Source organism: Erwinia sp. E_sp_B01_1 (assembly GCF_036865545.1).
In the GTDB taxonomy this organism is placed as follows: domain Bacteria; phylum Pseudomonadota; class Gammaproteobacteria; order Enterobacterales; family Enterobacteriaceae; genus Erwinia.
In genome coordinates, this window is the sequence record NZ_CP142208.1 from 100,583 (window position 1) to 113,133 (window position 12,551).

The 12,551-nt window shown below is 49.5% G+C and carries 13 protein-coding genes; 9 read left to right on the forward strand and 4 right to left on the reverse strand.

The window, feature by feature from the left end:
* The first annotated feature begins 769 nt into the window (after positions 1–769).
* The 3 genes from VRC33_RS00435 to VRC33_RS00445 all read left to right on the forward strand — a co-directional run bounded on the left by VRC33_RS00435 (position 770) and on the right by VRC33_RS00445 (position 5,169).
* Positions 770–3,952 carry a fimbria/pilus outer membrane usher protein gene (locus VRC33_RS00435; RefSeq protein ID WP_338559752.1) on the forward strand — a complete coding sequence of 1,061 codons (3,183 nt, stop codon included), beginning with the start codon at positions 770–772 and terminating at the stop codon, positions 3,950–3,952.
* A 37-nt stretch (positions 3,953–3,989) separates the two neighbouring features.
* Entirely contained in the window at positions 3,990–4,442 is a 453-nt protein-coding gene (gene afaD / locus VRC33_RS00440) for an AfaD family invasin (protein ID WP_338576863.1), read from the forward strand.
* 175 nt (positions 4,443–4,617) lie between these two features.
* The gene (locus VRC33_RS00445) at positions 4,618–5,169 is read left to right on the forward strand and encodes a hypothetical protein (protein ID WP_338559756.1); all 552 of its coding nucleotides are present in this window, start codon (positions 4,618–4,620) and stop codon (positions 5,167–5,169) included.
* Positions 5,170–5,459: 290 nt separating this feature from the next.
* Here the strand turns inward: VRC33_RS00445 and VRC33_RS00450 are convergent, their stop codons facing one another.
* Positions 5,460–5,894, reverse strand: a complete 435-nt coding sequence (locus VRC33_RS00450; RefSeq protein WP_338559758.1) for a lysozyme inhibitor LprI family protein — start codon at positions 5,892–5,894, stop codon at positions 5,460–5,462.
* 443 nt (positions 5,895–6,337) lie between these two features.
* On the opposite strand from VRC33_RS00450, the gene VRC33_RS00455 reads away from it, so the two are divergent.
* The gene (locus VRC33_RS00455; RefSeq protein WP_338559761.1) at positions 6,338–6,898 is read left to right on the forward strand and encodes an RcnB family protein; all 561 of its coding nucleotides are present in this window, start codon (positions 6,338–6,340) and stop codon (positions 6,896–6,898) included.
* A 194-nt stretch (positions 6,899–7,092) separates the two neighbouring features.
* Here VRC33_RS00455 and VRC33_RS00460 read toward each other — a convergent pair whose 3' ends face one another.
* From VRC33_RS00460 to VRC33_RS00470, 3 genes are all read right to left on the reverse strand, one after another.
* Positions 7,093–7,566, reverse strand: coding sequence for a nucleoside deaminase (locus VRC33_RS00460; RefSeq protein WP_338559764.1), 474 nt, complete (start codon positions 7,564–7,566; stop codon positions 7,093–7,095).
* Between the two features lie 103 nt (positions 7,567–7,669).
* Positions 7,670–8,305: a hypothetical protein gene (locus VRC33_RS00465; RefSeq protein WP_338559766.1), complete on the reverse strand. Its 636-nt coding sequence runs from the start codon at positions 8,303–8,305 to the stop codon at positions 7,670–7,672.
* 146 nt (positions 8,306–8,451) lie between these two features.
* A complete protein-coding gene (locus tag VRC33_RS00470; protein ID WP_338559768.1) occupies positions 8,452–9,060 on the reverse strand; it encodes an HD domain-containing protein in 609 nt (202 codons plus the stop codon).
* A 63-nt stretch (positions 9,061–9,123) separates the two neighbouring features.
* Here VRC33_RS00470 and VRC33_RS00475 point away from each other — a divergent pair, with 63 nt between their 5' ends.
* From VRC33_RS00475 to VRC33_RS00495, 5 genes are all read left to right on the forward strand, one after another.
* A complete protein-coding gene (locus VRC33_RS00475; RefSeq protein WP_338559771.1) occupies positions 9,124–9,582 on the forward strand; it encodes a MarR family transcriptional regulator in 459 nt (152 codons plus the stop codon).
* Between the two features lie 97 nt (positions 9,583–9,679).
* Positions 9,680–10,108 (forward strand): organic hydroperoxide resistance protein, encoded by a 429-nt coding sequence (locus VRC33_RS00480; protein ID WP_338559774.1) that lies wholly within the window; start codon positions 9,680–9,682, stop codon positions 10,106–10,108.
* A gap of 244 nt (positions 10,109–10,352) precedes the next feature.
* Positions 10,353–10,964 carry a hypothetical protein gene (locus VRC33_RS00485; protein ID WP_338559776.1) on the forward strand — a complete coding sequence of 204 codons (612 nt, stop codon included), beginning with the start codon at positions 10,353–10,355 and terminating at the stop codon, positions 10,962–10,964.
* Between the two features lie 12 nt (positions 10,965–10,976).
* Positions 10,977–11,597, forward strand: coding sequence for a cytochrome b/b6 domain-containing protein (locus VRC33_RS00490; protein WP_338559779.1), 621 nt, complete (start codon positions 10,977–10,979; stop codon positions 11,595–11,597).
* Positions 11,590–12,345 (forward strand): molybdopterin-dependent oxidoreductase, encoded by a 756-nt coding sequence (locus VRC33_RS00495; RefSeq protein ID WP_338559782.1) that lies wholly within the window; start codon positions 11,590–11,592, stop codon positions 12,343–12,345. Before VRC33_RS00490 ends, VRC33_RS00495 begins: the two co-directional genes overlap by 8 nt.
* Positions 12,346–12,551 lie beyond the last annotated feature (206 nt).

Sequence of the window (12,551 nt, forward strand, 5' to 3'; positions counted from 1 at the left end):
CCCATAAGGGATTCTCATGGGGTGCCGATGTGGTCAACTTTTCTTTGATGCCTTCCAAATTCGCGAAAAAGAGTGTTATTCCTGTCTGAGAATGAAAAATATAATTTATCTATATGATTTTTTTACAGATTATTTCTAACCCTTTCATGCGTGCCATTTTTCTATCAAAAAATCACTTAATATCATATCCCTTTTAATAACATTATAATTCATTTTAATACACTTAAAGTGAAAGCTTGTTTGCATCGGGAGTTAATAACGGCTGGATAAGTTAAACGCAACCTAAACAAAGTAAAGCAAGGTTGTTTTCTGGAAAGTGAATTCATCTCTTTATTTCATATAAACCTGTTGGTTTTTTCACATGAACCTTATTGAATGGTCCGCAGCTTATGAATGTTTTAGTCGTTCAATAAACTGATTTTGATTGTTGTCTGCCGGTTTTATTCTCTGCCCCGTGCGATTGACCCCCTGAAGATAATATGGAAAATACACCCCACATAAATGGCAGGAATGTCATTGGAAATTAACTCTCCATCAATGCCTTTGCTGGTTTTGATTCCAGGTGATAATGACTATGTTTGGTTTTTGTAAAAACAGAAAGCCGTCTTACTTATTAACTCTTCTGCCAGTGGTCATCTGTCTGAACACATTAGTTAATACTGCTCATGCCGCCTTACAAGAGATGACGACCAACACAAAAAATTTCGAACTCAAATTAGGGGCTACCAGATTAATTTACAACCCAGCGTCCAGCGGGGCATCCTTATCCGTGAATAACCCACAGGATTACCCGATTCTGATTCAGGGGAAAGTGTATACCGAAGATAAAAAAACCGTGGCTCCCTTTATTGTTACACCCCCTTTGTTTCGGCTGGAAGCGGGTCAGCAAAGCCGGCTTCGTGTCATCCGCACCGGTGGCCCGGCGATCGCGGACCGTGAAACGCTGAACTGGTTATGTGTGGGCGGCATCCCTCCTAAAGATACGGACGTCTGGGCCCAGGATAAAGAGGGCAAATCTGTACTGAATCCCTCTTCGGTAAAGTTGAACCTCGAGATACAGACAAACAGCTGTATCAAGCTTTTGGTAAGACCTTCTTCGCTAAAGAGCCATCCTCTTGATGCCGCCTCTTCACTCACCTGGCGATACGAGAAGGGCAAGTTGATCGCAATTAATCAGACCGCATTTTATATGAACCTAAAAGCTCTGAGCGTAGGTGATAGGGAAATCAAAGGGTTGAATTATATTGCGCCGTTTTCCAGCGGTTCTTTTGATCTTCCTGAAAAACCTTCAGGCCAGGTGAAGTGGCGGGTGATCACCGATGAAGGGGTGAAAGCCGCCTCTATCAATCACCCCTTCAATAATCCGGACCCAGGAATCTACATGTTTAGCCAAAGGAAATCTGCACTCGTCATAGTGGTGTGCCTGGCAACGTTAACTCCAGCTGTGCTGGCAAAAGAGTACCTTTTTGAAGCAAGCCAGCTTCAGGGAGATGTCAGTAATGCAGATATCGCTTTATTTAATGAAGGAGGGCAGCTACCGGGTAATTATCATGTGGATGTTCTGGTCAATGGTGAGCAGGTTGATTCAAGAGAGATCTTTTTCCGTCAGCGCTATACAGCCAGTGGTCGGCCCGTGCTGGAACCCTGTCTGAACCGCAAACAATTAGCCCGCTACGGCGTTAAAGTTGAAGATTATCCCGCGTTGGATGACACACGTAGTGGGGAAGAAGGTTCATCGTCTGCGAAAACTGGCGTGACAATGCGTTGCGTGGATCTCTCGGTTATTCCACAAGCGTACGCTGATTTTCAGTTCAGCGCTCAGAGAGTGCTATTGAGCATTCCACAGATAGCTGTGCATGCAAAGCTCAAGGGGATTGCCCCGAACTATCTGTGGGATGACGGCATCCCGGCTTTGCTGATGAATTACCAGTACAGCACCGTACAAACTGATTACCGTGGATATGCCAAGGGTCGGGATGAAAGTCAGTATGCGGTTCTGGAGCCAGGGATAAATCTGGGCGCATGGCGACTGCGTAATAACACCACGTGGCGCAAGAACAACGATCGGTCCGGCCGCTGGCAAAGCTCTTATACCTACGCTGAGCGAGGGCTGAATAGCTTCAAGAGCCGGCTTACGCTGGGTGAGCGCTTCACCTCTTCAGAGGTGTTCGATAACGTTCCTTTTCGTGGCGTGATGTTAGGGTCGGATGAGGCAATGGTGCCCAGCCATCTGCGGATGTTCTCCCCCGTGGTAAGGGGAATTGCCCGCACCCAGGCCAGAGTTGAGATAAAGCAAAATGGCTACACCCTCTTTAACTCTGTGGTGGCTCAGGGGCCATTTGCTCTGTCCGATTTTTCAGCTGCTGACGGGGGAGATCTTCAGGTCACAGTCTGGGAAACGGACGGTAGTCCCCAGACATATACCGTTCCCTATCAGACGCCGGCTATGGCCCTGCATGAGGGCTACCTGAACTACAACCTGATGGCTGGCCAGTATCGTTCGGCCGACTCATCAATTCAGGCTTCATCTGTGGCACAGGCCACAGCGATGTATGGTCTGCCCTGGGATTTAACCGTGTATGGCGGCATTCAGGGTGCGGCGCACTATCACTCTTTTTCGGCAGGGATCGGCAAGTCATTGGGAAGTTGGGGGAGTCTTTCCCTGGACAGCACGCAGGCACGAGGCGTTCGTCAGGGCAAAAAAGCTGAACAGGGCGGAACCTGGCGGCTGCGTTACAGCAAAGCGATTGAGGAGACGAATACCCACTTTATCCTCTCCAGCTATCAGTATGCCTCTTCAGGCTACAGCACGCTGTCGGAGGTGTTGGATACCTACTATAAAGGTGGCGCATCGGGTAATGAGGGCTGGTTTGAGAATAACCGGGACCGACGTAAAACCCGCAGTACGCTGACAATCAGTCAGTCTCTGAAGACGCTGGGATATCTCAATTTCAACGGCAGCCGGGAAAATTACTGGAACCGGACGGGATACAACGATTCTTTCGGTGCCAGTTATGGCGTTGGCCTGCGGGATGTGTCGTTGAGCCTGAGCTGGATGCAAAACCGCAGCAGGTACGCGTGGCAACAGAACAATGAACAGATCTTTAGCTTTATGGCCAGCATGCCCCTGGATCGCTGGATGGGGAGCGCTGTGCGGGCTAACTATCAGATGAGTTCTTCCTCGTCCGGAGGGGAAACCCAACAGGCCGGATTGAGCGGGCAGGCTTTTGATCGGCAATTGAACTGGACGGTGAACCAACAATATCGCTCTGGTATTGAAAGTGGCGACAGGAACAACAGCGCGATGCAACTGGGTTGGTATGGCGGATATGGTCAGCTTACCGGCAATTACAGTTACAGCCCTTCCATAAAGCAATTGGGAATGGGGGCTTCCGGAGGTGTGGTGATAAGTAGCGATGGCGTCACCTTTGCCCAACCGTTGGATATGAACAACGGCATTGCATTAGTGGCGGCTCCTGGCGCTTCTGGTGTTCCGGTTGGAGGATGGCCCGGCGTAAAAACCGATTTTCGGGGCTATACCACGCTCTCTTACCTGAGCCCGTATCAGGAAAACAGTGTGAGTCTGGACCCCTCCTGGTTGCCAGCGGATGCCGAAATCGTTCAAACCGACGTCAGGGTTGTGCCTACAAAAGGCGCGATTATACCGGCCAGATTTGTTACTCAGATTGGTGGCCGTGCATTGATAACGTTGAAAAACCTGGAAAATCAGCCGGTACCTTTCGGTGCGCTGGCTACGCTTGAAGAGAGGCAAACAGGGATTGCTGGCGTTGTAGGGGACAGCGGTCAGGTTTATTTTTCCGGTCTGCAAGAAGAAGGAGAACTGTCAGTGAAATGGGGGCCGTCACTGAGTCAGCAATGCAGGGCGGCGTATCGCCTGCCAGAGAATAAAGAATTGAGTGGCATTTATTTACTGACTGCAGTGTGCCGCTAAATGATCACAGAGATAAACGCAGGTCATGGAGGTAATAATGAATCAGTTTGTTATCAGCATGGTGACCACCGTGATGTTAATTGGTGGGGTGATGCCGGTAATTGCACACTCCTCAGAGGCACCCCAGGTATTATTAAAAGTGAATACAGGACTCCTGGCTGGCAACCTGAAAGATGGATCGCGGATTGGTCAGGGCACGTTTATCAGTCAGAACAATCACAAAGGGTTTCAACTCTGGAGTCAGCAGTCTGTGGGAGAAGTTTCTCAGGCTCGTTACCTGCTTACCGGGAAGCAAAATCCGACAAATTTAATTCGGGTTCGGCTGGAATCAAATCAAGGGGATGCTGGTGTTGAATTACCGGGCGTTAAAGGATTATTTTTCCCCGTGCAGGAGGAAAAGCTGACTTTCGACATCGTGGCTGATGGCAATCAATTAATCAAGGCTGACCGCTATGCCTTCAATATTGATGTGGCAGATGTCCAGCCCTGATTTAACTTTTTTAAAAGTGGTAAAAGAAAATATTTTTATTTCCATACCAGGTTTGGAAATAAAGTAAGGTAATTTCATTAAGGAAATTACTGGTCAGGATCAATGAACATATCATTGATAATCAATTCCCTGAAACTAACGTTTCCAGGGGATACTCTAAATTTTCAGGAAGAAAATGATGATGAATATGAAAAAAACTTTACTGGTGGCTCTTTTGACAGGCGCAGCGATAACAGGTGTCGCCCAGGCCGGTACCTTCATTAGCGGGGCAGCAGAAGCCTCAATTGATGTGGTTGTTGGAGAATCCAGTACCGTAACCAATACGCTGGTGTCAGAAGGCAAACATTCTGTTGAGGCATTAATTGGCAGAACGACATTACTGGCAATGGGTACACTTGCCAGTGCTGAAGACAGTTTGTTCGCGGTGAGGATCGCCAGTGGGACTGATAGCGGTACTCTTTATGATAAAAATATTGTTTATGCTGTTCCTGGTAAAAATGATGCCAAGCATATAATGAATGTTATTATGCCTTCTGGTCGTGTAGATGCTCTGGAGCAAACATCCACCAGTGAAGTGCTGAATGGCTCTCAGTACAGGGTAACAACGGTTCCGGCTAAATCAACAATTTACAGGTTATTCGCTGTCTACAATGACAAAGACGGTGTTGCTACCGTTGCTGCCGATACCTACACCATCAAAACGGTTGCTTACCTTTATAGTGCATGATTCTTTCTGATTTATAAGGTGAGTGTAAGACAGCACTCGCCTTATTTTTTCAGCATACGCTGCACTTTACTTTGCTGCCAAAAATCACAAATCACATCAGATACCCTTTACCAAAGCTAACCTGATACAGACAATCGATCTGAAATGATTTCTCAACCTGGATTTCATGATGTTGAAATAAATGAACTGTCAGAACAACCGCTGGGCACCTCTATGGATATCTTAGAGGTGCTGGATGCTTGCAAAAATTATGCGGTTCATTGATGGATAAAGAAATTAGAAACTTGATTTTAAGGATTGATCATATTGATTTCATCGATTCTTTTCTTGTTCATATTGATGATGCAACTAAGCATGCTACCCGCATAAGAATGCGTGTTTTCTGCCGCCGTGCTTGCTATTTGACAATAATCATTTCTGTAAATTTTCCATTCATTTTGGTTCTTTTTAAAAGAAGAGATCATATCCTCTTTTTGTTCCTGGGAACCCATCCACCATTTTTCATAATCAAAATTTGAAATTTGTGTAAGCTTAGAGTCAAAGGATAAGATTAATTTTCTCTCGGTTTTTTCATTGAGGTTACTGAAGCATTCTGCATTTTCTTCGCCATATTTGCTTATACAATCCAAAACTTCACTGTTTTCAGTTATGTTCAAATCACTTGCCAGGGAATTGCATGAAAAAAACATCCCGATGGTTGCGAGTAACGTAAAAGATAATTTCATTGTAAACTCCTGACTCTCATTTTGAATCTTCTGATGTCTCTTCTCTGATATATGTCATCATTGAGGTACTGGATGATATCCTCGCGGGTCCCTCTGTTTGCCATAATATCTACCATTTGTACTTTGGTCACAATGGCCGTTTTCTTTGAATGTTCGCCCGGTAGCTTGCTGATAGTCGGCAGGACTTGCAGGTAAAGCAGACATAAAAAGATGCGGTTTCAGGAAGAGCGGCTTTAAAAATTTGCGCCAGGCCCCCCGGGTCCAACCCTTCTTTACAAAATTTCCGTGTCTTCCTGCTGCGAACACTTTATCTTCTACTGCAAAATTGTGAGATAGCGCGTTTACGCAGTTCTGGCATGCAAAAAAGTCAAAACAGCGCCGGGAAATTTTGTAGAATTTACGCAGTGCGCCTCAGGGCTGACGGTGTCCCATCTGGAGAAATTATGAGTAAGTCGAAGATCGTATTGTTATCCGCTGTACTGTTTGGTGCGCTGCCGGTGATGACCACCGCTTATGCAGAAGGCGAGCAAACTCAGGCTCCTGTTACTCAGGACCCTGTTACTCAGGACCCTGCTGCGCAGGCCACTGAAGCACAAGATCCAGCCGCTCAGGCTACGGATGCCCCGTCTCAGGACGGACAGGATCCTGCCGCTCAGGATCAGACTTCATCGTCTGATAATCAGGGCCTTACCACGCCAGGCCAGACGCCAGATGTGCAAACGCCTGCCGAACACAATCAGGATGCGCCAGAGAAGCCAGACCCGGCTCATCCTTATGCGGTTAAAACGTTCTTCGCTGACTTCCAGCGCTTCAACATTGGCAGCGTAATCCCGGATCGTTACCGCACGAAAAAGTATGAAATCGTGGACTGGAAAACCCGCAACCTGCCTAAACCGGCTGAAGGCACCGCATGGACCTATATGGGCGGCAACTATGTGCTGTTCACCAAAGCCGATGGCAAAATCATCCAGGCTGAATCCGGCGACATCTTCTACCACCAGTAATAAAAAAAACGGAAACCATATCGTGGTTTCCGTTTCTTATCGCTTTACTGTCAGCATAACTCTGTAACCATTGACGCCTGATGCCTGATGCCTGATGCCTGATGCCTGATGCCTGATGCCTGATGCCTGATGCCTGATGCCTGATGCCTGATGCCCTGCAACGGTTTCAATTGCATCCGTTACGCCACACCTTACTAAGCCGGGTTATTTAACGCTTTCCAGCGCTTATAAACCCCCAGCGCCTCTGCATCTGCCTGCTGCTTCATCGGCAGCCGTCGTTGAGGGATGGGTTTAGCAAACTCCTCATAGAAGTTCTCCAGCTCAAAGTACTGACGATCGTCGCGGTAAAAGGGCACGTACTCTTCGCGAGTGGTGATATAAATCACCTGCTTCGGGCTGCAATAGTAGAGCGATCCCAGACACATCGGACAGGGGCTGGCGAGCACGTAAATCTCGCAGTCGGACAGATTCTCTGTACCCAGCTTTTTACAGGCTTCGCGAATAGCCAGAATCTCGGCGTGGGCCGTAGGATCGTGACTCTGCGCAGCCTGATTGGCACTTTCGGCAATGATTTCCCCGTTGCGCGTAATGACAGTGGCAAAAGGCCTGCCACCTTCTTCAACGTTTTTCATCGCCAGGGCAATCGTTCTTTTTACAAAACCCATCATGACCTCGTTAATCAGTTTCAGTCTGAAACAACGATAGCCTCTGGATTGCTAGCAATCAAACTAGCAATGTAAGGAGTGATGTAATTGCAGTGTTTTAAAGGCGTTAATGCTGCCCGCAAACAGCAGAAAGGCTCAGCTTTCCGGTGCCATAGAGATAACGGCAGGTGGAGAACAGACAGAGGCTGTAGCCCAGCAGTTCGCAGCCTTCTTCCGCCATGTTTTTTACCGTGCGGTTATAGCCATCAAGCATCAAATGCTGCCAGAGATCGTGCATCCCAAACAGCCTGGAAAAGACTAAAATGGTCAGCATCCCCGCGCACATCATTCCCCAGCCAGGATGGCGCAGATAAGAGGCCAGGCCGGAAATCACCCGGGCAGGATGACGAACCACCAAAGCCAGGCACACCACAGTGATGCTCAGAGCAATCCAGACCCAGCTGCCCTGCGGAAAAGTATCAAACACAAAATCCAGCTCACGGATTAGCATGCAACTGAAAAATCCCCCGACCAGTACAAAGACCGGACGAACGCTCGCCTGGCGATAAGCGCGGACAAAGTAGAGCAGGGCAATCACACCCAGCATCAACTCCTGCGCCAGCTCGGTAAAGGAGGTTTCATGCACCGCATCATTCATCCAGCGAACATCAATAAATACCAGGCCCATCATGGCACTGAGAAAAATGGCACAGCCAAGAAAAGCCAACACCCGGTTTCGGATAAAAAGTAAATCTGAATGCACAACGCCCCCCTTATTATGATTAGGGGGGCGATTATAGGAACCGGCGGGTTAAGGTCTTACCAATTGGTGCCAGAAAACGCCTGGCAGCACGCAGGGTTCATTGAGGCTTCCCTGACAGCTTTTCACTCTGGTGCCCCACTGAGATATCAGGCAGAAGGGGGGCAGTCCGCTACCGGGTATTTCTGCTGCTGACGGGTAAACCAGTCGGGCGGGACATGATGGGGTGCCTGCGTCAGTTGCTCAATCCCTTGCTCAATAATCAGTGAGGCCTGTTGCCACAAATCCGCATGGCCGGCTGTCAGCAGACCGATTTGCACTCGTTTTTCGACCAGGTAGACGCGGGCGAAGTGCGGATCGAAATGGATAATCGACCGGGTATTATCAATGATGTCGGCAAGTTTGATGGTTTGCGCTTCCGCGCAGGCCAGTGCGGTGTGACGGAAGTGGGCAACCTTACGCGCCGCCCGGTTTTTGGCTTCGGCGGGAGAGCTGTCGGTCAGCATCTCCACCAGTCGGGCAACCTCTTCCCCAAAATAGCTGCAAATGTCATTCAGCGTGCTGGGGGTATCTTCCACCGTGTCATGCAGCCATGCGGCTGCCAGCATCGCCTCATTATGGGTAACGCTTCTTACCAGTTCGACTACCGCCGCAGGATGAACAATATAGGGCTCATTGGTGTATTTCCGCCGCTGGCCCGCTTCGGCATGGGCTTTGGTCGCATAACGTCGTGCCTGTTCTTCCAGTGAATCCCTCATCGCCTTCTCCCCTGCTGATAAAATTCGCTTGCAATTATATCGTGCGCTATTTATATTCTATTCATGACTACCGTAAAAGATGACAAAAAAGCCCAGGACGCGCCACTGTTGCTTGATCAACAGCTCTGCTTTTCGCTCTACTCCGCGAACCTGGCCATGCACAAACTCTACCGTAAGTTGTTAACTCAGCTTGGGGTGACCTACCCACAGTACCTGGTTTTGCTGGTACTTTGGGAACGTGATGATGTGACTGTCTCTGAAATCGGTGAACGTCTTTATCTGGATTCGGCAACCTTAACCCCGCTGCTGAAAAGGCTTGAAGCCGCAGGCCTGCTGCAGCGTCAGCGCTCACGAAAAGATGAGCGTCAGGTGGTGGTTACCCTGACGGAGCAGGGACGTGAACTCCGCAGCAAAGCGGTCAATATTCCAGAAACTGTTTTTTGTAGAACAGCGTGTGATGGTGAAACGCTATCCACGTTGAAAAGTGAGCTCGAAACACTGCGTGATAACCTTAACGGGTAAGCGCAGGCTGCCGACACCGGGAAAATAGCACCAACATTATAATTAGATAAATAGCACGCGATTAAATCGCACAAGCAAACATAATTCAGGAGTTTATATGTCTTTAGAAAAAGTCGTTTATACCGCAAAAGCTAAAGCCACCGGCGGCCGTGATGGTCGTGCAACCTCTTCCGATAACGTACTGGACGTCAAGCTGGGCGTACCCAAAGAGATGGGCGGCGCAGGCGGCGAAGTGACCAACCCGGAACAACTTTTTGCTGCGGGTTACTCAGCCTGCTTCCTGGGCGCAATGAAATTCGTGGCTGGCCGCGACAAATTCACTCTGCCTAAAGAGGCCTTTATTGAAGGTGAAGTGGGTATCGGCCCAATCCCGGACGGTTTTGGTATCGAAGCTAAGCTGAATATTCACCTGGAAGGTATGGACCCGGCAGAAGCGAAAAAGCTGGTCGATGCAGCGCATATCGTTTGCCCTTACTCCAACGCTACCCGTAACAACATTGATGTGACGTTGAACATCATCAACTAAGTTTTCATGCTGCAGGTGTTATGGAGGCGCGAGGTTGTCCGTGAGTATTTTCCCGGATGACTTCGCGCCTCTGATTTCTGCATGCGCGAGAGAAACCTGTGGCCCGCAACCGCTTAAAAATTTTTATAGTTACTTTTTCATACACAATTATTCTGTTTTTCAACTCCTATTATCGCCTTCGCCGGTTACGCTTACTTAGCAAGCTAATCACCGAAAAAACCAAAAAAATTCTCAGGAGAGAAATATGATGAAGTCCCGTATTGCAGCGCTGCTGCTCGGATCGCTGCTGGTCAGCGGCAGCACTTTCGCTGCTGATACCACCATCAAACCGACCCGTGGCACCATCGATTCTGTCAGCGATTCAGCGGTGCAGATTACCACCCGTCAGGGCGATAAGCTGGATGTGAAAATCACCGATCAGACCAAAGTGAACAGCATCAGCGAAGCTAAAATGAGCGATATCAAGCCCGACAGCTTTATCGGCACGGCTGCCGTGCCAATGGCTAACGGTGAGCTGAAAGCGCTGGAAGTTCACGTCTTCGCGCCAAGCCTGCGCGGCAGCGGTGAGGGCTTTAACCCGTTTGAATCTGCGGACGGTAAAATCAATACCATGACCAACGGCACCGTCGGCAAGCTGGTGAACAGCAATGGCCGCACCCTGACCGTGAAAGTGCACGATATGGAAAAAACCGTGATCGTCCCTGACGATGTGCCCGTGGTGCTGATCGAACCAGGCAACCGCAGCCTGCTGAAAGCCGGGACCAAAGTGGTGCTGTTTGGCACGAAAGATGCGCAGGGTAACATCGTTGCTCGCGGTATCTCTGCCGGTAAAGATGGTCTGACCCCACCGATGTAACCCGGAGTCACCATGCCAGCTTCCCTTAAAAAACGGGTTCATCCCTGGCCCGTCCGGTTATGTCACTGGCTGAACGTGCTGGTGATGGTTGGCATGGTGATGAGCGGGTGGGGCATCTATAACGCCTCACCGTTGTTCTCTTTTACTTTCCCTCAAATAGTGACCCTCGGGGGATGGCTGGGCGGCAATATCGCCTGGCATCTGGCCGTGATGTGGCTGCTGTTTGTTAACGCGTTGATTTACCTGGTTTGGGGCCTGTTCAGCGGGCATTTCCGTCGCCGCTTTTTCCCTTTCAGCCCGAAGTCAGTGCTCCGCGATACCGGACTGGCGCTGCGGTTTAAACTGCCGCATAACCACAGCAACTACAATGCCGTGCAAAAGCTGCTTTATGTCGGCGTGCTGATCCTCGGCGCGCTGTTGGTGCTTTCCGGGTTATCCATCTGGAAACCTGTGCAGTTCAGCCTGTTAGTCGCGCTGTTCGGGGGATTTGATATCGCCCGTTATGTCCATTTCTTCGCCATGAGCGGCATGATGCTGTTTGTGGTGGTGCACGTGGTGATGGTGCTGCTGGTGCCGAAAACGCTGCCTGCGATGATCACCGGTGGCCGCAAAGAGACCTCCGCCGATGAGTGAGAAACCAAAGATTATTCTGGAGCCGGATCAGCGTAAAAAGCTGGTGAATCTTGAGCGACGTCTGTTATTGCGATCGGGCCTGACGCTGGGTGCGGTAACCCTGCTGACCGGCTGCAATCTGCAGGATGGCGATCGGGTGGATAAAGTCCTGTGGGCGATGTCCCGCTGGAACGATCGCGTTCAGGCCTGGCTGTTTAACGGTAGCAGGCTGGCGCAGACTTACGATGAATCGCAGATTACACGGCCCTTCCGCTTTAATGCTTATTACCCTGAATACAATGTTCCGGAGATTGACCTGGGTGATTACCGGCTGGAAGTCTCAGGTAAAGTTGAGAAAAAAACGCCCTGGACTCTGGAGCAGTTAAAGCAACTGCCGCAGAACGAACAGATCACCCGGCTGATCTGTATTGAAGGCTGGAGCGCCATCGGCCAGTGGAGCGGCGTACCGCTGAAAACTTTCCTGCAGCATGTGGGCGCAGACCTGACCGCAAAATATGTCGGATTCAAGTGTGACGATCGCTACTATTCCAGCCTGGATATGCCGACCGCCCTCCATCCGCAAACCATCCTCGCGCTGGATTTCGATAAAAAACCTCTGCCGCCAGACTTTGGTTATCCGCTCCGCCTGCGGGTCCCCACGAAACTGGGCTTCAAAAATGCCAAGCATATCGGCGCCATTTTCGTGACCAACGAAAACCCCGGCGGTTACTGGGAGGATCAGGGTTACAACTGGTTCAGTGGAATCTGATTCTGGTCAATTTTTAATCTTTTTTTGCCTTATTCGGCCGATTGATCTGTTTATTTGCGCGTAATGTGGTTAACTACGCCGCTTGTGCTAAGGGGTTCTCCCTGAGCCTCTGCATCTTCCGGTATCGTCTCGCCGGGAGTAATCGACCTGCTTTCCGAACTCTGGCGCAACGGTACGGTCTGATTAGCGTTTAAGAACCGTTTAAG

Excerpts from the sequence above, each read along its gene's own strand:
- afaD (WP_338576863.1), top strand. The coding sequence starts at position 3,990 with ATGAATCAGTTTGTTATCAGCATGGTGACCACCGTGATGTTAATTGGT.
- VRC33_RS00445 (WP_338559756.1), top strand. The coding sequence starts at position 4,618 with ATGATGATGAATATGAAAAAAACTTTACTGGTGGCTCTTTTGACAGGC.
- VRC33_RS00450 (WP_338559758.1), bottom strand. The coding sequence starts at position 5,894 with ATGAAATTATCTTTTACGTTACTCGCAACCATCGGGATGTTTTTTTCA.
- VRC33_RS00455 (WP_338559761.1), top strand. The coding sequence starts at position 6,338 with ATGAGTAAGTCGAAGATCGTATTGTTATCCGCTGTACTGTTTGGTGCG.
- VRC33_RS00460 (WP_338559764.1), bottom strand. The coding sequence starts at position 7,566 with ATGATGGGTTTTGTAAAAAGAACGATTGCCCTGGCGATGAAAAACGTT.
- VRC33_RS00470 (WP_338559768.1), bottom strand. The coding sequence starts at position 9,060 with ATGAGGGATTCACTGGAAGAACAGGCACGACGTTATGCGACCAAAGCC.
- VRC33_RS00475 (WP_338559771.1), top strand. The coding sequence starts at position 9,124 with ATGACTACCGTAAAAGATGACAAAAAAGCCCAGGACGCGCCACTGTTG.
- VRC33_RS00480 (WP_338559774.1), top strand. The coding sequence starts at position 9,680 with ATGTCTTTAGAAAAAGTCGTTTATACCGCAAAAGCTAAAGCCACCGGC.
- VRC33_RS00485 (WP_338559776.1), top strand. The coding sequence starts at position 10,353 with ATGATGAAGTCCCGTATTGCAGCGCTGCTGCTCGGATCGCTGCTGGTC.
- VRC33_RS00490 (WP_338559779.1), top strand. The coding sequence starts at position 10,977 with ATGCCAGCTTCCCTTAAAAAACGGGTTCATCCCTGGCCCGTCCGGTTA.
- VRC33_RS00495 (WP_338559782.1), top strand. The coding sequence starts at position 11,590 with ATGAGTGAGAAACCAAAGATTATTCTGGAGCCGGATCAGCGTAAAAAG.